The sequence below is a fragment of the Sinorhizobium sp. genome (assembly GCF_059070375.1).
Map to the genome: position 1 here is coordinate 124,825 of NZ_JCACWC010000003.1, position 20,109 is coordinate 144,933.

The 20,109-nt window shown below is 61.4% G+C and carries 16 protein-coding genes and 1 pseudogene; 9 read left to right on the plus strand and 8 right to left on the minus strand.

All coding sequences use genetic code 11. The features are described 5' to 3' along the window. Positions 1 to 21 precede the first annotated feature (21 nt). Positions 22 to 1,329: a type III glutamate--ammonia ligase gene (glnT, locus tag AC5J09_RS12615; RefSeq protein WP_018099595.1), complete on the plus strand. Its 1,308-nt coding sequence runs from the start codon at positions 22 to 24 to the stop codon at positions 1,327 to 1,329. A gap of 113 nt (positions 1,330 to 1,442) precedes the next feature. On the opposite strand, the gene AC5J09_RS12620 is transcribed toward glnT, so the two are convergent. From AC5J09_RS12620 to AC5J09_RS12645, 6 genes and pseudogenes are all read right to left on the minus strand, one after another. Continuing rightward, positions 1,443 to 1,706, minus strand: coding sequence for a hypothetical protein (locus AC5J09_RS12620; protein WP_100669952.1), 264 nt, complete (start codon positions 1,704 to 1,706; stop codon positions 1,443 to 1,445). A 27-nt stretch (positions 1,707 to 1,733) separates the two neighbouring features. Further along, positions 1,734 to 2,475 (minus strand): annotated as a pseudogene (locus AC5J09_RS12625) (hypothetical protein); the annotation flags it as partial. A 139-nt stretch (positions 2,476 to 2,614) separates the two neighbouring features. Further along, positions 2,615 to 4,012 (minus strand): APC family permease, encoded by a 1,398-nt coding sequence (locus AC5J09_RS12630; RefSeq protein WP_324762620.1) that lies wholly within the window; start codon positions 4,010 to 4,012, stop codon positions 2,615 to 2,617. A 14-nt stretch (positions 4,013 to 4,026) separates the two neighbouring features. Beyond that, on the minus strand, positions 4,027 to 4,188 hold the full coding sequence (locus AC5J09_RS12635) for a hypothetical protein (protein ID WP_003532521.1): 162 nt from the start codon (positions 4,186 to 4,188) through the stop codon (positions 4,027 to 4,029). Positions 4,189 to 4,201: 13 nt separating this feature from the next. Continuing rightward, entirely contained in the window at positions 4,202 to 4,585 is a 384-nt protein-coding gene (locus AC5J09_RS12640; protein ID WP_100669950.1) for a hypothetical protein, read from the minus strand. Between the two features lie 8 nt (positions 4,586 to 4,593). Further along, positions 4,594 to 4,911 (minus strand): hypothetical protein, encoded by a 318-nt coding sequence (locus tag AC5J09_RS12645; RefSeq protein ID WP_324762621.1) that lies wholly within the window; start codon positions 4,909 to 4,911, stop codon positions 4,594 to 4,596. A gap of 387 nt (positions 4,912 to 5,298) precedes the next feature. Between AC5J09_RS12645 and AC5J09_RS12650 the strand changes: the two genes are divergently transcribed. From AC5J09_RS12650 to AC5J09_RS12680, 7 genes are all read left to right on the plus strand, one after another. Then, positions 5,299 to 6,033, plus strand: a complete 735-nt coding sequence (locus tag AC5J09_RS12650; protein ID WP_324762622.1) for a helix-turn-helix domain-containing protein — start codon at positions 5,299 to 5,301, stop codon at positions 6,031 to 6,033. Between the two features lie 195 nt (positions 6,034 to 6,228). Beyond that, the gene (purU, locus tag AC5J09_RS12655; RefSeq protein WP_324763426.1) at positions 6,229 to 7,113 is read left to right on the plus strand and encodes a formyltetrahydrofolate deformylase; all 885 of its coding nucleotides are present in this window, start codon (positions 6,229 to 6,231) and stop codon (positions 7,111 to 7,113) included. 195 nt (positions 7,114 to 7,308) lie between these two features. Next, complete coding sequence (locus tag AC5J09_RS12660; protein ID WP_494297728.1) at positions 7,309 to 8,442, plus strand: aminomethyl transferase family protein; 1,134 nt, start codon at positions 7,309 to 7,311, stop codon at positions 8,440 to 8,442. Between the two features lie 11 nt (positions 8,443 to 8,453). Beyond that, positions 8,454 to 9,059, plus strand: coding sequence for a dimethylamine monooxygenase subunit DmmA family protein (locus AC5J09_RS12665; protein ID WP_494297729.1), 606 nt, complete (start codon positions 8,454 to 8,456; stop codon positions 9,057 to 9,059). Next, entirely contained in the window at positions 9,056 to 10,021 is a 966-nt protein-coding gene (locus AC5J09_RS12670) for a PDR/VanB family oxidoreductase (protein WP_494297730.1), read from the plus strand. The genes AC5J09_RS12665 and AC5J09_RS12670 overlap by 4 nt, the downstream gene beginning before the upstream one ends. A 110-nt stretch (positions 10,022 to 10,131) precedes the next feature. After that, positions 10,132 to 11,172 carry a heme-dependent oxidative N-demethylase family protein gene (locus AC5J09_RS12675; RefSeq protein ID WP_324762626.1) on the plus strand — a complete coding sequence of 347 codons (1,041 nt, stop codon included), beginning with the start codon at positions 10,132 to 10,134 and terminating at the stop codon, positions 11,170 to 11,172. A gap of 65 nt (positions 11,173 to 11,237) precedes the next feature. Further along, positions 11,238 to 12,575 (plus strand): trimethylamine monooxygenase, encoded by a 1,338-nt coding sequence (locus tag AC5J09_RS12680; RefSeq protein WP_494297731.1) that lies wholly within the window; start codon positions 11,238 to 11,240, stop codon positions 12,573 to 12,575. A gap of 510 nt (positions 12,576 to 13,085) precedes the next feature. Here AC5J09_RS12680 and AC5J09_RS12685 read toward each other — a convergent pair. Then, the gene (locus tag AC5J09_RS12685) at positions 13,086 to 15,455 is read right to left on the minus strand and encodes a trimethylamine N-oxide demethylase (protein ID WP_494297732.1); all 2,370 of its coding nucleotides are present in this window, start codon (positions 15,453 to 15,455) and stop codon (positions 13,086 to 13,088) included. 236 nt (positions 15,456 to 15,691) lie between these two features. On the opposite strand from AC5J09_RS12685, the gene AC5J09_RS12690 reads away from it, so the two are divergent. After that, entirely contained in the window at positions 15,692 to 17,476 is a 1,785-nt protein-coding gene (locus tag AC5J09_RS12690) for a trimethylamine N-oxide permease (RefSeq protein WP_494297733.1), read from the plus strand. Positions 17,477 to 17,577: 101 nt separating this feature from the next. Here the strand turns inward: AC5J09_RS12690 and AC5J09_RS12695 are convergent, their stop codons facing one another. Then, positions 17,578 to 20,031 (minus strand): phosphoketolase family protein, encoded by a 2,454-nt coding sequence (locus tag AC5J09_RS12695; RefSeq protein ID WP_494297734.1) that lies wholly within the window; start codon positions 20,029 to 20,031, stop codon positions 17,578 to 17,580. Positions 20,032 to 20,109 lie beyond the last annotated feature (78 nt).

Genomic DNA, 20,109 nt, shown 5'->3' on the forward strand with positions numbered 1-20,109 from the left:
GGAATCCAAAAGGGGAACAAAGTGACACTGGATCTCTCCACATTCGCCCGCGAAAAGGGCGTCAAATATTTCATGATCAGCTACACCGATCTCTTCGGCGGGCAGCGCGCCAAACTGGTTCCCGCAGAAGCGATCGCCGACATGCAGAAGGGCGGCGCGGGCTTCGCAGGTTTTGCCACCTGGTTCGATCTCACGCCTGCGCATCCCGATCTCTTCGCTCTCCCCGATGCGTCCGCGGCCATCCAACTCCCCTGGAAGAAGGATGTCGCCTGGGTGGCGGCAGACTGCGTCATGGACGACGCGCCCGTGGAACAGGCACCGCGCGTGGTGCTGAAGAAGCTCGTCGCTCAGGCCGCCCAGGAAGGTCTTCGCGTCAAGACCGGCGTCGAACCGGAGTTCTTCCTGATCTCGCCGGACGGATCGAAGATTTCCGACACGTTCGATACGGCGGAAAAGCCTTGCTATGACCAGCAGGCGATCATGCGCCGCTACGACGTGATCGCCGAAATCTGCGACTACATGCTCGAACTCGGATGGAAGCCCTACCAGAACGACCATGAGGATGCGAACGGCCAGTTCGAGATGAACTGGGAGTATGACGACGCGCTCCGGACCGCCGACAAGCATTCCTTTTTCAAGTTCATGGTGAAGTCGGTCGCCGAGAAGCACGGGTTGCGCGCGACCTTCATGCCGAAGCCGTTCAAGGGTCTGACGGGCAACGGTTGCCATTGCCACATTTCGGTCTGGGACCTGGAAGGCGAGGTGAATGCCTTTGCCGACAGCAAAGCGGAGTTCGGCCTTTCAGCCGAGGGACGCCACTTCCTTGGCGGCATCATGAAACATGCAAGCGCGCTCGCCGCGGTTACCAATCCGACGGTCAACTCCTACAAGCGGATCAACGCGCCGCGCACGATCTCCGGCGCAACCTGGGCGCCAAATTCGGTGACCTGGACCGGCAACAACCGCACCCACATGGTGCGCGTTCCCGGCCCCGGCCGTTTCGAGCTGCGCCTTCCGGATGGCGCCGTCAATCCCTACCTCCTGCAGGCGATCATCATTGCGGCCGGCCTTTCGGGCGTTCGCTCCAAGGCCGATCCCGGCCGTCACTACGACATCGACATGTACAAGGACGGCCATAAGGTAACCGACGCGCCGAAGCTTCCGCTGAACCTGCTCGACGCATTGCGGGAATACAATCGGGACGAGGAGTTGCAGGAGGCCCTGGGACGCGAGTTCTCCGCCGCCTATCTGAAGCTGAAACAGGGCGAGTGGAACACCTATTGCTCGCAATTCACCGAATGGGAGCACCAGACCACGCTCGACGTGTAGCACCAGGGATTTTCCGTCAGCTTGAAAGAACCGGATCGTTTCGCTGTTGAAAGACAGTGAAACGATCTTTGAAACGCCTCGGCCGACGTCCCGGCCGTGACCTGCAGGTCGCTTCAGCTCTTCCGGGCCATCACCGTGCGGATGCGCGCACGGCGGTAGGCGTCGGGGATCGACAGGGCCCAGACGAAAATGCCGCCTGCATGCCGCCCGATGAAGGAGCGGTCCGGTGGCGTCGTCATGTAGGTGATCACCGAAAAGAAAACGACGAAAAAAGCGAAGGCCAGGCCCCGAGCCGCATCGCGCAGGGCGACATGGCCGGCCCCGGGCAGCATCGTGGCCAATATCAGCACGAGATAGGGATTGATCGGCTTGGCCACGGCGGCCTCCTCAGCACTTTGAAACTGCGCACTCCCGGTCCGAAAACCGCTGAATACCTTCTGGAATCGCTCCCGCCGACGGCGGCAGCGAATAAGCAGGCTCATCGTCCGCCAGCGAGCCGCTCAGGGCCTCTGCTTCGGCGATCGTCCGGCGTATCGTCTCGGGCGCAATGGCCGTGATTGAAAACTGCGCCTGCCGCAGCAGCAGATGGGCGCCGCGTTGCCCCTGAGCCGCCTGGCGGACCAGCCGCACGCCGCGTGAAGTAATCGCGGCCTCCTTGAGCGTGGGATCGGCGAACAGCTTGCCGAACATGGCTGCGGCGCGTTCGACCTGCCGACGCGAAGCATTGCCGTCGCCGCGCATCAGGAGGGCGGCGTCGCTGGGCGGCGGGATCAACAGATGCGGCATCTCGTGCACGAGCGAGTAGAATTCGGCGCCGGTCGGCCGCGCCAGCGCACCGATCTTCGGCCTGGCACAGGGGCTGGTTTCGAGCAGGGTGAGCTTCAGCCACAGTTGTGGCAATCGTCGGCAGACCAGCGTGTCGGGGACGAGTTCGACCCGTACCTGCCGCCCGTCGTCCAGCCTGCCGGCGAGGATCGGAAAGTGATCTGCGCCGTGGGTTATGCGGGCGCCCGGAAAGTGCCGCGCTGCGTCGTCCAGGAGGCCGCGGCGCGCGGTAATGGCCGCCCGGTGGTCGCGGACCGCGCGAACGCTCATCCATACGCCGGAAGCTATTGCGAAGGCAGAGAAGGCAATTGTGGTGATCATACGATCGCCCTGGCTTGGTCGCCGGCTTCTGCGCGGGAAGCGCTCCGGACAGTTTCGTGAGGGCGGGCGGCGCGCGCCGAACGGGCACTGCGCGCCCCTTGAAGGCCGGCGGCTCGCAGGCGCCGCCGGCCCGACCCGATCAATAGCCTTGTGGCTTTGGCCACGGCATCGTGAACTGATCGCCGCGGCGTACGAACTTGTAGCGCCGGAAGTGAAACCACAGCGAAGCCACGATGTAGAAGCACATCATCGCGCTGAGCTGCGTGCCGTAGCCTAGGAACACGGCGAAATAGGCGGTCGAGCACAGAATGAGCAGCACGACCGTGGGTAAAGGATGAAACGGGTGCACGTAGCCGCGCTTGATCTTGCCGAGCGGCCACTTGTTTCGGAACATCACCATGTTGAAGGTCATGAAGGTGTAGCCGAGCAGGCCCGACAGGATCGAGAAGGTCACGACCTGGTCGAGCGGGGCGCCGAGCGCGAAGATAAGCGCGATCGGGACCAGGAATACGATCGCTCGATAGGGCGTGCGGTAGACCGGATGGACGGCACCGAACCAGCTTGGCAGATAACGGTCACGGCTCATGGAGAACCAGGCGCGGGAAGCGTCATTGATGCAGCCGTTGGCGGAGGCGAGCGTGGCGAATGCCGTGCCGACGAAGAGCAGGACCATCAGTCCGGTGCTGCCGGTGACGCGGGCGGCGTCGAACAAAGGCGTGCCGGCTTGGCCGAGATATTCCCACGGCATCAGGCCGGAGCAGATATACCAGGTCATGGTGGCCGCGATCAGCAGCGTCATGATGCCGGCCATCGTGCCGTAGGGAAGCGAGCGGGCAGGAGAGCGCACCTCCTCGGCCGCCTGGCAGGTACCCTCGATACCGAGATAGTACCAGAGCCCGAAATGCAGCGATGCCACGATGCCCACCCAGCCATAGGGTAGCGGATCGGAGGTGATGGCCGAAAAATCGAGCGGCACCGCCGAGGCGCCGAACTGCACCGATACGAACAACGCCACGATTGCAAGGAAGGCGATGGCGGTGATCACCAGGTTGAAGGTCAGGGTCGCGAGCACGCCGCGATAGTTGAGCCACGCCAGGAACATGATGGCGAGAACGATGAAGGGTTGCTGGTTGAGCCCGGCCTGGCCCTGCATTCCGGCCACGGTGTCGAGCAGGAAGCCGACGGTGATGGCGTTGGCGGCTTCGAGCATGGTATAGGCCATCACAAGGAAGAGGCCGACATTGAAGGCCATCAGCGGGCCGACGATGTGCTTGGCCTGAGCGTACTGGCCGCCGGCCGCGGCGACCGTCGAAGTCACTTCCGAGTCGATCATGGCGACGCAGGTGTAGAGCAGGCCGGCCACCCAGCAGGCCAACAGGCCGGCGATCATGCCGCCTTTGCCCACCGAGAAATTCCAGCCCATATATTCGCCGACGAGCACGATGCCGACGCCGAGTGCCCAGACATGTGCAGGCCCGAGCACCCTCAGCAGGCGCAGCCGGTCCGGCTCGGCTGCGGCGGATGTAGTATCGTCCATTTGCCGTCCTCCCCTCAGATCTCGTGGCGCTCTGCCGTCGCCTCGATCTCGCCTTCGCGAGAGGAGATCAGCAGTTCGTTGTCGTACGTGGTGTCGATGCGAACGAGATCGGCGAGCATCAGCACGCCGAACAGCGCCGAAAGCGCCCAGGCCGCGTATTCGAGTATGTCCCACATGGCCGCCGCCTCCCTAGCGTCGCTTCGTGCCGAAGCGTTCTTCGATCACTTCGCGGTATTCCCTGTCGGAAAGCCGGACCACCATCACGAAGTAACCGATGACGAGCACGGCCATGACGACGAGCGAGGCCCAACTGAAGCTATAGTCGAAGCGCGCGGTGATGATGTCGTTGGCGGCCGCCGGATCGGTGATGCCGAGCGCGGCCCACTGCTGCTGCTCGGTGGCGTTCTGGCCGAGCGCTTCCCAGGTCGGATCGGCGATCGGATCGGGCACCTTGGCCGCGCCCGCAAGGCCAAGATAGAGCGGTATGTAGAGGGCTCCGATGGTCAGCACGAGCAACGTGATCACGTCGAAGATCTGGCCTGCAAAGCTCTGTTTCGGAGGTTCGTATGCCATGATGCCTCCTAGCGGCTTTGCGGGCGCATCTCGTCGAGATGCTTGAGATCGAGGCTGTAGATGAAGTGCTTGTCTTCTTCGTAATGGCGCAGCATGGCAATGATGGCGGCTGTGTTGAAGAGCAGCACCAGGCCGCAGGCGACCGTCAGGATGACGGCGATGGCCGGCGTTGCGATGTAGGGCCAAACGGTAAACAGCGCGAAGAGCAGGGTGCACCAGAGGACCACGACGAAGGCCGTAAGGCAGACGCGGTCACGTCTGTGCATTACATCGATACGCTGGCTGAAGCTCGCATCTTCGCCAAGCTTGCTTAGTGTCGCTTCCATTCGCTTTCCTCCTCCAATGGTTCTTCCTCCGGGTAGTTTTTCGTTCCTTGTAACTTGGATGCCGGGAGCCGGCCGTTTTCTGCTTAGAAAAAATATTTGCCTAACAGGAATGTCAGGCAAAGCGAAACCACTGTCAAGTGACGCCGTCCCGACCTGGCCGAGCCCGGGAGATCGAGCGACAGTGAGGCGGGGGCTGACGGAGGCGCGGGCGCATTCCAGCGTGTTCGCGGCCATGCCTCGTCACGCGCAACACATCGGCGGAGCAGGCATAGGCTGCAGCGAGAGTTGATCTTCTACTCAGGGCAGAATACTTCCTCGGCCGCGCGCTTATGGCGTTGTGGAAGACCCAGAAATATTTACTATCAGTAAAAACGAGGCGAGATTGGCATGGGCAGGGAAAACGCGGAAAAGCATCGGAACTCGAAGAAGAACGGCAAAGCGTCCGTGGGCGCCGACGGCGCGCGCAAGACGGCGGCAGAGTTGGCGCGTGTCACGCCGTTCACTCAGGATCCGCATGCCATCCGCGATACTCGTGAAAAGGTGCTGGAAGTCGCGATCGGTCATGAGGTGCGTGCCTTCCGCAAGAAGCTCGGCATTACAGTAGCCGACGTCGCCTCCGCGACCGATATTTCGGTCGGCATGCTGTCGAAGATCGAGAATGGCAACACATCGCCGTCGCTCACGACTTTGCAGACGCTGTCCCGGGCGCTCGGCGTGCCGATCACCGCCTTCTTCCGCCGTTTCGAGGAGGAGCATAGCGCCGTGTTCGTCAAAGCGGGGGAGGGCGTCGACGTCGAGCGGCGCGGCACCCGCGCCGGCCACCAGTACAACCTCCTCGGCCATATCGGATCGAACACCTCCGGCGTCGTCGTCGAGCCTTATCTCATCACGCTGACCGAAGACTCGGACGTCTTTCCGACGTTTCAACACGATGGTCTGGAATTCCTCTACATGCTGGAAGGCGAGGTGGTTTACCGGCATGGCAACAATCTTTACCGCATGACTCCGGGGGATAGTCTGTTCTTCGACGCCGACGCGCCGCACGGGCCGGAAGAACTGACCACGCTGCCGATCCGGTATCTGTCGATCATTTCCTATCCGCGCGGCCGCGGAGAGGACTGAGGAAAGCTTCTGCTCATTTCTTTTCGCCCTACGCGCGATTTTCCGCCAAGCTGTGAAAGGAAAGTTGCCTCAGGAGAAATATATATTCCTGCAGATTGATTTCATCGATCTGCTCTGGTAGCAATTTGCGGCGTCGGCAACGAGGATGGATCGACACCCGTGCGCGCTACGAACGGCGAGGGGAGAGAAATGAACATGCAGAATTTCGTTCTGACCGTATCCTGCAAGTCGACGCGCGGCGTGGTTGCGGCGCTATCGGGATATCTGGCCGAGCAGGGCTGCAATATCGCCGACAGCTCGCAGTTCGACGATCTGGATACCGGCAAGTTCTTCATGCGCACCAGCTTCATCTCGGAGGAGCGGGTTGGCCTTGCGGCTCTCAAGGAAGGGCTGAAACCGATTGCCTCGAAGTTCGAGATGGAGACGGCTCTCCACGAACAGTCCGAGCGCATGAAGGTGCTGCTCATGGTGTCGCGCTTCGGCCATTGCCTGAACGATCTTCTCTACCGCTGGAAGATCGGCGCCTTGCCGATCGACATCGTCGGGGTCGTCTCCAACCACTTCGACTACCAGAAGGTGGTCGTCAACCACGACATCCCCTTCCACTGCATCAAGGTGACGAAGGAGAACAAGCCGAAGGCCGAAGCCCAGCTGATGGACGTCGTCGAGCAGACCGGCGCCGAGCTGATCGTTCTTGCCCGCTACATGCAGGTGCTTTCCGATGCGCTCTGCAAGAAGATGTCGGGGAAGATCATCAACATCCACCACTCCTTCCTGCCGTCGTTCAAGGGGGCGAACCCCTATAAGCAGGCCTATGAGCGCGGCGTGAAGCTGATCGGCGCGACGGCGCATTACGTCACCGCCGATCTCGATGAGGGACCGATCATCGAGCAGGATATCGCCCGCATCACCCATGCGCAGTCGGCCGAGGATTACGTCTCGATCGGCCGCGACGTCGAAAGCCAGGTGCTGGCCCGCGCCGTGCACGCCCATATCCACCACCGCTGCTTCATCAACGGCAACCGCGTCGTCGTCTTCCCGCCGAGCCCGGGTTCCTACGCGTCGGAACGGATGGGCTGAGGCCGATAGAGGCCGAAACCGGCTTACTCCCACGCCCCATTACCGCCCATCGCATCAGAGCCGGAAGCCGCACCAACTCCCGCGAATCGCCGCCTTAACCACGCGACAAAAATAATCGGGCCCGCTTGCTTCCCTGCGGAATACTGAATATATTCAGGAAATAAATATTCCGTATGGGAAAAAAGAGGGAACGAAATGGCTTTATCTTGGCGTTTCTCCGCCTTGGCGGATCGGCATCGCGCTCTCGGATCGAAACTGGAGGACTGGAGCGGCATGGGAACCGCCTGGACCTACGAGAAGGACATGTCCGAAGAGCATGTCGCGATCCGCACGAAGGCCGGGATCATGGACGTTTCCGGCCTGAAGAAGGTGCACCTGGTCGGTCCGCATGCCATCGCCGTGCTCGACTACATCACCACCCGCGGCATGACGAAGATCTATCCCGGACGCTCCGTCTATGCCTGCATGCTGAACGATCGCGGCCATTTCACCGACGACTGCATCGTGTACCGCACCGGCCCGAATTCCTGGATGCTGGTCCACGGCTCCGGCTCCGGCTACGAGGAGATCGTGAAACAGGCCGCAGGTCGCAATTGCGCAGTCCTGTTCGACGACGATCTGCATGATCTTTCGCTGCAGGGTCCGCTTGCGGTCGACTATCTCGCAAAACATGTGCCGGGCATCCGCGACCTTAAATATTTCCACCACATGCAGACGACGCTCTTCGGCGCTCCCGTCATGATCTCACGCACCGGCTATACCGGAGAGCGTGGTTATGAAATCTTCGTGCGCGGGCAGGATGCGGTGATGATCTGGGATCGCATCGTCGCGGAAGGCAGGGAGATGGGCATCATCCCCTGCTGTTTCAGCGTGCTCGACATGCTGCGGGTCGAAAGCTACCTGCTCTTCTATCCTTACGACAATTCGCAGATGTATCCGTTCGCCGACCAACCGCCCGGCGACAGCCTCTGGGAACTCGGCCTCGATTTCACCGTCAGCCCCGGCAAGACGGGCTTCCGCGGAGCAGAGGAGCATGCGCGCCTGAAAGGCAAGGAACGCTTCAAGATCTTCGGCATGCTGATCGATGCCGACGGGCCGGCGGATCTCGGCGACGAAGTCTATGCCGAGGACAGGAAGGTCGGTGTAATCACCTGCCCGAGCTATTCGACGCTGACGAAGAAATCCATGGCGATTGCCCGTTTGGACGTCGACAAAGCCGTCCAGGGCGTGAAGCTCGAGGTGCGCGGCAAGAACCTCAACGCCAGGGCGATCGCCCACACGCTGACCTTCGACGATCCGGAGAAGAAGAAGAGGACGGCCGTGGGTTAGGGGAGGCGGCCATGCTTGTCGAAGGCATTAAGAGCCGTCCGGTCTATACGGGACTTTCCATTCAGCCGCGCGCCCGGCGGCACATCTTCGCCCTGGAAGGGGAGGGCGCCCATGCCCTCCTCGACAGGAAGCCGGTACTCGACGACACGGCGCTGTCCCGCAGCGAGATCCTCTATGTCGCGCGCGGCTCGCAGGGCAAGGGAAACGGCGAGGCGCTGCGCGCGCTTGGCGCCCATATGTTCTTCGCAGCCCCGACGATCGCGACGCTGCTCTTCCGCCTCAGGGGCACGCTGACGGCCGCCCATATGGGGACGCGGCTTTATATCGCCGGCACGGAGGGCTTTATCGGCCAGGCGATGATGGTGGCGCTCGATCACGGCATGGACCATGCCTCGATCATCACCGAACACCGCGGCTCGCTGGCGCGCCGCGTGCAATGTGTCCACTGCAAAGGCGTCACCGAGGACGTCACCCACAGCCCCTTTCCCTGCGGCCATTGCGGTCTGCAGCTTCTCGTACGCGACCATTACTCGCGGCGCCTCGGCGCCTTCCAGGGCGTCAATGTCGATGCGGAAGAACCCGGCAGCGCGCCTGATCCGGAGGAGTTGTTCCTGTGAGCGGTGGTACTGAAATTCCCGTCCGAGTGACCCGGGTGACGCCGGTCGCTCATCGCATCAAACGCTTCCGTTTCGAGCGCCTGGACGGCCGACCGATGCCCTATTTCTCCGGTGGCGCCCACGTCATCGTTTCGATGAACGACAATGGTCACGTCCGGCGCAATGCCTATTCGCTGATGTCGGCACCATATGATTGTTCGGCCTACGAGATCAGCGTGCTGCATGTCAAGGATTCCCGCGGCGGCTCGTCCTTCATGCACGAGAAGGTGCGCGAAGGCGACGAAATGAAGGTCTCCCACCCCGTCAACCTGTTTCAGCCGGACTGGCGCGGCCGAAAGCATTTGCTGATTGCCGGCGGCATCGGGATCACGCCCTTCATCGCCATGATGGAGCAGTTTTCCCGCGAGGGCGCCTGTTTCGAAATGCATTATGCCATTCGAACGCGCGACCGCGGCGCTTACTGCGAGGACCTCGTCGCCCGCTACGGACCGCATCGGGTGAAGATCTATTGCGATGCCGAAGACAATCGCATTCCGCTCGCCCGCTTGCTCGACAGCCAGCCGCTCGGCACGCATCTCTATGTCTGCGGTCCCGCGGGCATGATCGACGGCGTACTCAAGACCGGGCTTGAGGCCGGCTGGCCGGAGCAGAACCTGCATTCCGAGCGCTTTCTGTCCTCCCAGCCCGGCAAACCCTTTTCGATTGAGCTGACGCGCTCCGGCAAGACCGTCCATGTGGGTCATCACGAGAGCATGCTGGAGGCGATCGAGGCGGCCGGCATCGATGCGCCCTTTCTCTGTCGCGGCGGTGCCTGCGGGCAGTGCGAAACGACGGTCGCCCTCTGCGACGGCAAGCTGCTGCATAACGACCTCTATCTGACCGACGCAGAAAAGGCTTCCGGCCGAAAGGTGATGCTCTGCGTCTCCCGGTTCGAGGGAAAGGCTTTGCATCTCGACCTGTAGAGCCGTTCCAGGAAAACCGTCCAACAGTTTTCCGCCCAGAAATGCGTGGTTTCAAACACTTGGATCGTTCGACGAAACGATCAATCGGGCCGACCAAGAGGAGAACGGGCATGGCAATCGCCTTCAAGCAGGAAACCTTCCGGGACGATTTCAGCTATCGCAACAGTCCGGAAAACATCCGGCGCTTTCCGTTTCCCTTCGACCGCGACGAATACATGTACGCGGTGAACATGGAACCGCACGTGAAGGGGCAGAAGGGCACCGCCTTCGAAAGCCTGATCGACGTCGATGAGCACTACGTCGCCGAGATGCAGGATCGGGCTCTGGTTCTGAAAGAGGACCCGCTGCGCTACCAGGCCCTGCCACACATGATGACGGCACAATGGGATACCCTGGAACTTCTGATGGAGGAGCAGGCCGCCGGCTTTCCCGAACATTTCACGCTCACCAGGAACGGCGATCAATGGCGCTGGATCAACCGGCCGCTCGGCATCGACGACACCTTCACCTTCGGCGATCGCTCGACGCTTCCCTATGAACCGCTCGAATACATCACCCGCCAGGCGCAGGGGGATTTCTGCATCGTCGACCAGCGCGACGGCAATCTCTGGATGGATGCCGGAATGGTGACGACCCAGGCCGACTGGTCGCTCGATTTCGACATCGGCATGAACTTCATGGAATGGCACGGCCCGGTGCCGCTCGCTCATCAGATGGGCGTCTTCGACCGCGCCCTTAAATTCCTCCTGAATCTGCAGCAGGGCAAGCCTACGCGCCGTTTCAACTGGACGATGACGATCAATCCGCGCCTCGATACCAGCCCGGAAAACTATCATAAATGGGGTCCGGACCGCGCCACGGTCACGCCAGAAAACGTCGGCGAGAAGGTGCATTTGCGCGTCGAGGTGCAGAGCCTGTGGCGCCTGCCGCGCTCGAACGCCATCCTCTTCGTCATCCGCTGCTATCTGATGAATATGAATGAGCTCGTGACGGTCCCGAAATGGGCGCGCCGCTTTCCGCGCGTGCTCAGCACGCTGCCGCCGGAACTCATCGATTACAAGGGCCTGACGCGCTATCGCCAGACCACGATCGACTGGCTTACGAAATTCGACGACGGCGCGCCGACCAGTCCCGGCACATTCCCGGATTGACGCCGCTTCCAGCGCTAAGACGACTGCATGCAATTGCAACTTCCACAAATCAAGGGGAATGCGTCATGACAAGAGTTGCCGTCATCGGTGCCGGTCCATCGGGCCTCGCCCAGTTGCGGGCCTTCCAGTCGGCCGCCCAGAAGGGTGCCGAGATTCCGGAGATCGTCTGCTATGAAAAGCAGTCCGACTGGGGAGGGCTGTGGAACTACACCTGGCGCACCGGACTGGACGAATATGGAGAGCCGGTGCATGGCAGCATGTATCGCTACCTCTGGTCTAACGGTCCGAAGGAGTGCCTGGAATTCGCGGACTACACCTTCGAGGAGCATTTCGGCAAGCCGATCGCCTCCTATCCGCCGCGCGCGGTGCTGTGGGATTATATCAAGGGCCGTGTGGAGAAGGCGAATGTGCGCGACTGGGTGCGTTTCAATACCCCGGTGCGCATGGTGCACTTCGACGAACAGACGAAGAAGTTCACGGTTACCGCTCATAACCGCCTCGAAGACCGCATGTATGACGAGGAATTCGACTATGTGGTCGTTGCGAGCGGCCACTTCTCGACACCGCACGTCCCTTATTTCGAAGGCGTGAAAACCTTCAACGGCCGCGTTCTGCACGCCCACGATTTCCGCGATGCGCTGGAATTCAAGGGTAAGGACGTTCTCATTGTCGGCCGGAGCTACTCGGCAGAGGATATCGGTTCGCAATGCTGGAAGTATGGGGCGAAATCGGTGACGACGAGCTACCGCTCAAAGCCGATGGGCTTCAACTGGCCGGAAAACTTCGAGGAACGGCCGCTGCTGACGAAGCTCGAAAACAAGACGGCCCATTTCGCGGACGGCTCGACAAAGGAAGTGGACGCGCTGATCCTGTGCACCGGCTATCAGCACCATTTTCCGTTCCTGCCCGATGAACTCAGGCTCAAGACCGCCAACCGCCTTTGGGCCGACCATCTCTACAAGGGCGTGGTCTTCGACAAGAATCCGCAGCTCTTCTACATCGGCATGCAGGATCAGTTTTACACCTTCAACATGTTCGACGTGCAGGCCTGGTGGGCGCGCGACGTCATGATGGGCCGCCTCGAGCTGCCGCCGGAAGAGGAGCTGAAGGCCAATTTCGACATGTGGCGCGCCCGCGAGGAAACGCTCGAACATGCCGAAGAGATGATCTGGTATCAGGGCGACTACGTGAAGGAACTGCTCGCCGAAACCGATTATCCGAGCTTCGATATCGAAGGGGTCAACCGGACCTTCATGAAGTGGGAGCACCACAAGGCGGAAAACATCATGGGTTTTCGCGACAATGCCTATCGGTCGCTGATGACGGGCAATATGTCGCCAAAGCATCACACGCCTTGGGTGGAAGCGCTTGACGACTCCCTGGAGGAATATCTGCGCACGTGACGATCTTCGCCTCGGTGTATGCCCTTCCCACCTGTGGGAGGGGCAAAATCGCGCCTGCGCGTCCGAGGTACACACTTTTCGTGGAAGTGCTTCAGGGCCTCTTGAGATTCGGGCCACCCGCCGCCGCTTGTTCGATTTCCTCATTCCTGTGCTTGTCACAGGAATCCAGCCAGACCAGGTCCTTGGGCTGAAAGAGCTCTTCTCGCGCCGCAGACGCGGCGCTGCTCTCATCCCTGTGACAAGCACAGGATGAGGACGGAGGAGAGGTTGCAGTCCTCCGAAAAGTCGCTGTAATCCTTTGAGCTGCTTCATGTTTTGTCCATTGATCGGTTACGATCAAAGGACACATGCAATGGCGTGCGGTTGGTACTCAAGGAGTTCAAGGGCATCGCCGAGCGTGCCGACGAAACCGACCAGAGCTTCAACGCCATTAGCCATCTTGCTGCAGCCGTCATAAACTCAAAATGAATCTCAACAGGCCTTAGTCTAGAGAGGATTACCCAAATCGGTTCAGGAGCGCGGCCGCTTCTTCTGCGGATCGTAGTGCGACAGCGGCACGACGACTGCGGGCAGGCGCTTCTGCTGACCGTCGAGCTTGCCGATCTCCACCTGCGTGCCGACTGTCGCATGCGTAACGTCGATCCGGGAAAGCGCGATCGTCTTGCCGAGGACCGGTGAACGGGTGGCACTGGTGATGACGCCGATCTGTGCGCGTCCGACATGCACGCAGTCGCCGTGGCCGACCGCCTCGTTCGCCTGTATGTCGAGGCCGACCATCAAGTGGCGCGGGTTTTCCTTGCGGCGGATCAGCGCTTCGCGGCCGATGAAATCGTCCTGCTTGGACTTCAGCGGCACCGTGAAGCCGATACCGGCCTCGAACGGGTCGGTCTGATCGTCGAAGTCGTAATGAGCGAAGATCAGGCCAGCCTCGATGCGAACCATGTCGAGCGCTTCCAGCCCCATCGGCCTCAGCCCATGCGGCTCGCCGGCCCGCCAGACCGCGTCGAAAACGGTCAGGGCGTCTTTGGGATGGCAGAATATCTCATAGCCGAGCTCGCCGGTATAGCCGGTGCGCGAGACGACGACGGGGGCGCCCTCGAAGCCTCCGATGCGACCGACTGCGAAGCGGAACCATTCGAGCTCACCGATCGTGGGCTGACGCGGTCCCGTCCAGACGGTCTCCTTGAGGATGTCGCGGCTCTTCGGGCCCTGAACGGCAATATTGTGCATCTGGTCGGTCGAGGAGCGCACCCAGGCTTTGAAGCCTTTCTTCTCCGCCTGTTCTCGCAGCCAGATGCCGCTGTAATCGTCGCCGCCGATCCAGCGGAAGTTCCTGTCGCCGAGACGGAAAAGGGTGCCGTCGTCGATCATGCCGCCATGCTCGTAGCACATGGCGGAATAGACGACCTGCCCGGTCGAAAGCTTGCGCACGTCGCGTGTCAGGCAATATTGCAGCAATTCCTCGGCATCCGGACCCGTGACCTCGAACTTGCGCAACGGCGAAAGATCGATGACTGCCGCGCGTTCCCGGCAGGCCCAGTATTCCTCGACCGGTCCCGCCGACGAAAACCGGTTCGGCAGCCAATAGCCGCGATATTCAGCGTAGTCTCGCGTCAGCGCGGAAAAGCGGGGGTGAAAAGCGGTTTCACGCGTCAGTTCGGGCTCGGCATCGGGTGTCATGCGATAGGCTACCGCTCGTGAGAATTGCTCTTTTCCGGAAAAGGTCCGGACGTGAATGTCGGTCGGATTCCAGCCGTTTGCCGCGTCGATATCGTCTGGGCAGGAGGAGGAGACGCAGACAAGGTCGGTCAGGGCTCGCATCAGCACGTAGTCGCCCGGACGCGACCAGGGCTCATCGAGATAGAGCTGATTGTCGTTGTCGATATTGGTGTTGTAGAAATAGTTGAGCGCTTCCCAGCCCTTGCGGCCGGGGATGCCATAAGGCGCAAGCGCCGCGTTGAAATTGTCCGTACAGTTGACGTGGCCGGGATAGCCCATGTCATCGTAATAGCGCGAATTGCAGGCGGTGGCGAAAGCGTCGTGACGGCCAACCGTGTCCTGTACGATCTCCACCAGCGGCTCGAAATCGCGATCGAAAGCCTTGGAGGGGAGGCCCGGCGCCGGGTAGCTGCGCCCGAGCAGGGTACGGGTGACGGTCGAGTCGAGAGCAAGGTCGAGGCCCTTGTCGATCTTGCGGGCGGCAAATGCCTGAAAGTCCGTGCACTGGCGGCCATAGACGTCGATGATCTGTATGAAATCTCCGGCTCGCACGAAATACGCCGACGCGGTTGCAGCCTTGATGCGGATGTCCTCGATCGGATCTGCCAGCGGCTCCGGCAAGGCGGAGGAATAGTCGCGGACCACCCTGCTGCGGCGGACCCTGACCTCAATGGGTGTTGCCGTGTCCTGTGCCTCGGGCGACATCGCCTCCGCAGGTGCGGCAACGATCAGCAGCCCCTTCAGCGCGATCGTGAATTCGACCCTGCTGCCCGGCGTGGATCGTTCCCCGAAGATGCGCACGGCGCCGGCCGTGGCCAGATCCGCACCGCGGCGCCGAAGCGCGCTGCGAATACGCAGCGCGCCCGCCTCTTCGCGGGAGAGAATGGTCTTGAGGCCATCGGCGGCATTGGTGAACGCCGCGCCGAGGCCTGCCGCCTGGAAGCGGCCGCTTTCGTCAACGAAGGAAAGTTCGCATGCCTGGCCGCCCTCGGCATCGGTGACCGTCACCAGGTCTCCCGCTTCGACGCGTAGGACCAGTGAGCCGCCACCCTTGCATCGGTATCGTTCCGTGTCCTTCGGCAGCGCCGGAATGCCCGGATAGCGGATTATGCTCGCCGAAACCGGCCTCCCCCCAAGCATCCCAGGATGGCGAACTTCCATATCACCCTCGCGGCCGAATGTTGGGCCCTGCCCGGGATCATGCTGGCAAAATACCCCACCGAAGTAAAGGAGATATATTGACTATGAAGAAACATTCTTCACTATGCATAAACGGCCGGATCTGAATTCAATGCATAAATGGGTGACCAAAAACATCGGGCCGGCTGCCGTGGGAGGCATGTTCAGGGAGACGTATCGAAGAACACGTCCGGAACAATTAAAAGGGGAATTCAGCAATGACAGATGTGGTGAACGCCGGCATTGCTGCCGGCACCGAGGGAAAGCTTATACGCGCGCTCGATTGGAAGGGCGCTTTCTGGGTGGCAGCTGGCGTGCCGCCGCTCGTGCTTTTTTCCATCGGCGGCATTGCCGGCACGACCGGCAAGCTGGCCTTTGCGGTCTGGATCATTTCGATGATCATGGGCTTCCTGCAATCCTTCACCTATGCGGAAATCGCCGGGATGTTCGCCAACAAGTCCGGCGGCGCCTCCGTCTATGGAGCGACCGCATGGCTGCGCTATTCGAAATTCATCGCTCCGCTTTCCGTCTGGTGCAACTGGTTCGCGTGGTCGCCGGTGCTTTCGCTCGGCTGCGTGATCGCCGCGGGTTATATCCTCAACGCCCTCTCCCCGATTCCTGCGGTGGATTCGCAGGCGGTGCTCGATTGGATCGGCGCCCATGCCGCCTCCGTCACCGCCGATAGCCCCCGTGTCGCCGAGTATATCGCGGCCCATGCCGGCACCGCGCCGGAAGATGCCGTCAAGGCGGTTCTCGCAGCCGACGGCGTAGCGGCGCTGACGCCTATGATCCGCAACTGGTCGCTGGTCAGCTTCAGCATTCCCTTCCTCGCCACGGCCAATATCAACGCCACATTCCTGATCGGCGGCATCCTGATGCTGATCATCTTCGCGATCCAGCATCGGGGCATTGCCGGGACGGCCAGCGTTCAGAAGTGGCTCGCTATGCTCGTCCTCGTTCCCTTGCTGATCATCGGCATCTATCCGATCGTCAGCGGCCATATCGTTGCCTCCAACGTCACCGGCCTCGTGCCTCCGACGGTGGCCTATTCCGGCGAGGACGGCACCTGGAGCAATGGCGGCTGGACGCTCTTTCTCGGCGGTCTCTATATTGCCGCCTGGTCGACTTACGGGTTCGAAACGGCGGTCTGCTATACGCGCGAACTGAAGAACCCCCGGACCGATACCTTCAAGGCCATCTTCTATTCCGGCCTCGTCTGTTGCCTGTTCTTCTTCCTCGTACCCTTCGCCTTCCAGGGCGTGCTTGGCCATGCCGGCATGCTGGCGCCCGGCATCATCGACGGCACGGGTGTGGCCGAGGCGCTCGGCGGCCTGATCGGCGCCGGCCGTATCGTCACCCAGCTTCTCGTCGTGCTGATGATTCTCGCGCTCTTCCTGGCCATCATGACGGCGATGGCCGGCTCCTCGCGCACGCTTTACCAGGGTTCGAAGGACGGTTGGCTGCCGAAATATCTCGACCATGTGAACGAGAACGGCGCGCCGACCCGGGCCATGTGGACCGACTTCGCTTTCAATCTGTTCCTGCTTGCCATCGCCTCGGATGTCGGCGGCTACTTCTTCGTGCTCGCCGTCTCCAATGTCGGCTACATCATCTTCAACTTCCTGAACCTCAACTCCGGCTGGATCCACCGTATCGACTCCGCCCATATCGAGCGGCCCTGGAAGGCGCCTACCTGGCTGATTGGCCTGAACACCGTGCTGGCCTTCGTCAACGCGCTCTTCCTGGGTGCCGGCGCCAAGGTCTGGGGCTACTCCAATGCGCTGTGGGTCGGTTTCATCTTCGCCGCGCTGATCCTGCCGGTCTTCGCCTATCGCCATTATTTTCAGGATCGCGGCAGGTTCCCGCTCGAAGCCATGGAGGACCTCGGTCTCTCCGGACAGAACCTCGGGGTCAGGAAAGCGGGCATGTTACCCTATCTGGCGCTCGGCGCAGGCCTCGCCATCGTGCTGTTCGCCAACTGGTTCTTCCAGCTGCCGGCCTGAATTGGGGGCAGCGGCACGCTCTGCATCGGATCGAAACATGGAAAAAGGCCCGCTTCGGCGGGCCTTTCGTGATCGTATGTCCGGCCGCGGAAGTGGGTCTTTCAGACATTGTCGCCTTCGGTCGATGTTCCCTGTGCCGTGCCGGCGCTGCCGGCGCCCCATTTCCAGCCACTGATCGACGGCATGTCCTCGCCGTATTTTTCGATATGGTGCCTGTGGTCGATCAGCCGCTCGTGGATCGCCTGCTTGAAATATGCGGCGCGGGCGCCGAGTTGCGGCAGCCGGTCGATGACGTCCTCGACCAGATGGAACCGATCCAGATGGTTGAGCACCACCATGTCGAAGGGCGTCGTCGTCGTCCCCTCTTCCTTGTAGCCGCGGACATGCAGATTGGCATGGTTCGTACGGCGATAGGTGAGGCGGTGGATCAGCCAGGGATAGCCATGGAAGGCGAAGATGATCGGCTTGTCCTTGGTGAACAGGGCGTCGAAGTCGCGGTCCGGCAGGCCGTGCGGGTGCTCCCCCGACGGCTGGAGCTTCATCAGATTGACGACGTTGATCACCCGTACCTTCAATTCCGGCAGGTGCTCGCGCAGCAATTGCACTGCGGCAAGTGTCTCAAGCGTCGGAACATCGCCGCAGCACGCCATGACCACGTCCGGCTCGCAGCCCTTGTCGTTGCTTGCCCATTCCCAGATGCCGAGGCCTTCGGTGCAATGCTTCACCGCCTGGTCCATGGTTAGCCATTGCGGAGAGGGCTGTTTGCCGGCAACGACGACGTTGATGTAGTTGCGGCTCCTCAGGCAATGGTCCGTCACCGACAGCAGCGTATTGGCGTCCGGCGGCAGATAGACGCGGATGATGTCCGCCTTCTTGTTGACCACGTGGTCGATGAAGCCGGGATCTTGATGGCTGAAGCCGTTATGGTCCTGGCGCCAGACATGCGAGCTCAGGAAATAGTTCAAGGAAGCGATCGGGCGCCGCCACGGGATTTCGTTGCAGACCTTCAGCCATTTGGCGTGCTGGTTGAACATCGAGTCGATGATGTGAATGAAGGCTTCGTAGCAGGAAAAGAAGCCGTGGCGTCCGGTAAGCAGATAGCCTTCGAGCCAGCCCTGGCATTGATGCTCGCTCAGGACCTCCATCAGCCGCCCGTCCGGCGACAAATGGTCGTCTTCCGGATAGATGTCCGCCATGAAACAGCGATTCGTGACCTCGAGCACGTCCTGCCAGCGGTTCGAATTGTTTTCGTCCGGACTGAACAGGCGGAAGTTCCCGGGCTTCAGGTTGAGCTTCATCACGTCGCGCAGATAGCTGCCCATCACGCGGGCCGACTCGGCCGTGGCCGTTCCGGGGCTCTGAACCGAAACCGCATAATCGCGGAAGTCGGGCATCTTCAGGTCGCGCAGCAGCAGCCCGCCATTGGCATGCGGATTGTCGCTCATCCGGCGGCGGCCCGTTGGGGCAAGCTCCGCCAGTTCCGCCGTCAGCCGCCCTTCACCGTCGAAAAGCTCCTCGGGCCGATAGCTCTTCATCCAGCCTTCGAGGATGCGGACATGCTCCGGCTTGTCCATGTCCCCCATCGGCACCTGATGCGATCGCCAGTAACCCTCGCATTTCTTGCCGTCGATTTCGGCCGGGCAGGTCCAGCCCTTGGGTGTGCGGAAGACGATCATGGGCCAGGCAGGGCGTTTCAGATTGCCGTTGACCCGGGCGTCGGTCTGAATGCGCCTGATATCGGCAAGCGCGGTATCGAGCGCGCCCGCCAGCTGCTGGTGCACGTCTGCGGGGTCATGACCTTCGACGAAAAGCGGCGCATAGCCCATGCCCTCGAAGAATTTCTGCAGCTCCTCTCTGGGTATGCGTGCGAGAAAGCAGGGATTGGCGATCTTGTATCCGTTGAGGTGCAGGATGGGCAGGACGCACCCGTCGCGCGCCGGGTTCAGGAACTTGTTGCCGTGCCAGCCGGTCGCGAGCGGACCCGTTTCGGCTTCCCCGTCGCCCACGACGCAGGCGACGATCAGCTCCGGATTGTCGAAGGCGGCACCGTAGGCATGGCTCAACGCATAGCCGAGCTCGCCGCCCTCGTGAATGCTGCCAGGCGTTTCCGGCGCGACATGGCTCGGGATGCCGCCGGGGAAGCTGAACTGCTTGAACAGCTTCCGCAGGCCCTCGGCGTCCTGGCTGATGTCCGGATAGACCTCGCTATAGGTGCCCTCCAGATAGGCGTGGGCGACGAGCGAGGGCCCGCCATGCCCGGGCCCGATGACATACATCATCTCGAGATCGTCGCGTTTGATCACCCGGTTCAGGTGGACATAGAGCATGTTCAGGCCCGGCGACGTACCCCAATGGCCGAGAAGCCGCGGTTTGATGTGCTCCCGCTTCAGCGGCTCGCGGAGAAGCGGATTGTCGAGCAGGTAGATCTGGCCGACGGAGAGGTAGTTCGACGCCCGCCAGTAGGCGTCCATCCGCTGAAGTTCATCTGCGGAGAGCGGATTGGCGGATAATGGATTTTGGCCGGAAACGTCACCTGCCGTCCTGGGGGAAGTCATGTATTCCTCCTGAAGCGAGACCTCGGATAGCGACGGCGCAACGAGCTGCCGAAGCTGCCGCTGCAGAATCTATGGCGG

Bases quoted from the DNA above. Each gene is read 5' to 3' on its own strand.
- AC5J09_RS12630 (WP_324762620.1), bottom strand. From the start codon at position 4,012: ATGGACGATACTACATCCGCCGCAGCCGAGCCGGACCGGCTGCGCCTG.
- AC5J09_RS12680 (WP_494297731.1), top strand. From the start codon at position 11,238: ATGACAAGAGTTGCCGTCATCGGTGCCGGTCCATCGGGCCTCGCCCAG.
- AC5J09_RS12690 (WP_494297733.1), top strand. From the start codon at position 15,692: ATGACAGATGTGGTGAACGCCGGCATTGCTGCCGGCACCGAGGGAAAG.
- AC5J09_RS12645 (WP_324762621.1), bottom strand. From the start codon at position 4,911: ATGGAAGCGACACTAAGCAAGCTTGGCGAAGATGCGAGCTTCAGCCAG.
- AC5J09_RS12685 (WP_494297732.1), bottom strand. From the start codon at position 15,455: ATGGAAGTTCGCCATCCTGGGATGCTTGGGGGGAGGCCGGTTTCGGCG.
- purU (WP_324763426.1), top strand. From the start codon at position 6,229: ATGCAGAATTTCGTTCTGACCGTATCCTGCAAGTCGACGCGCGGCGTG.
- AC5J09_RS12650 (WP_324762622.1), top strand. From the start codon at position 5,299: ATGGGCAGGGAAAACGCGGAAAAGCATCGGAACTCGAAGAAGAACGGC.
- AC5J09_RS12660 (WP_494297728.1), top strand. From the start codon at position 7,309: ATGGCTTTATCTTGGCGTTTCTCCGCCTTGGCGGATCGGCATCGCGCT.
- AC5J09_RS12635 (WP_003532521.1), bottom strand. From the start codon at position 4,188: ATGTGGGACATACTCGAATACGCGGCCTGGGCGCTTTCGGCGCTGTTC.
- AC5J09_RS12665 (WP_494297729.1), top strand. From the start codon at position 8,454: ATGCTTGTCGAAGGCATTAAGAGCCGTCCGGTCTATACGGGACTTTCC.
- AC5J09_RS12695 (WP_494297734.1), bottom strand. From the start codon at position 20,031: ATGACTTCCCCCAGGACGGCAGGTGACGTTTCCGGCCAAAATCCATTA.
- AC5J09_RS12640 (WP_100669950.1), bottom strand. From the start codon at position 4,585: ATGGCATACGAACCTCCGAAACAGAGCTTTGCAGGCCAGATCTTCGAC.
- AC5J09_RS12675 (WP_324762626.1), top strand. From the start codon at position 10,132: ATGGCAATCGCCTTCAAGCAGGAAACCTTCCGGGACGATTTCAGCTAT.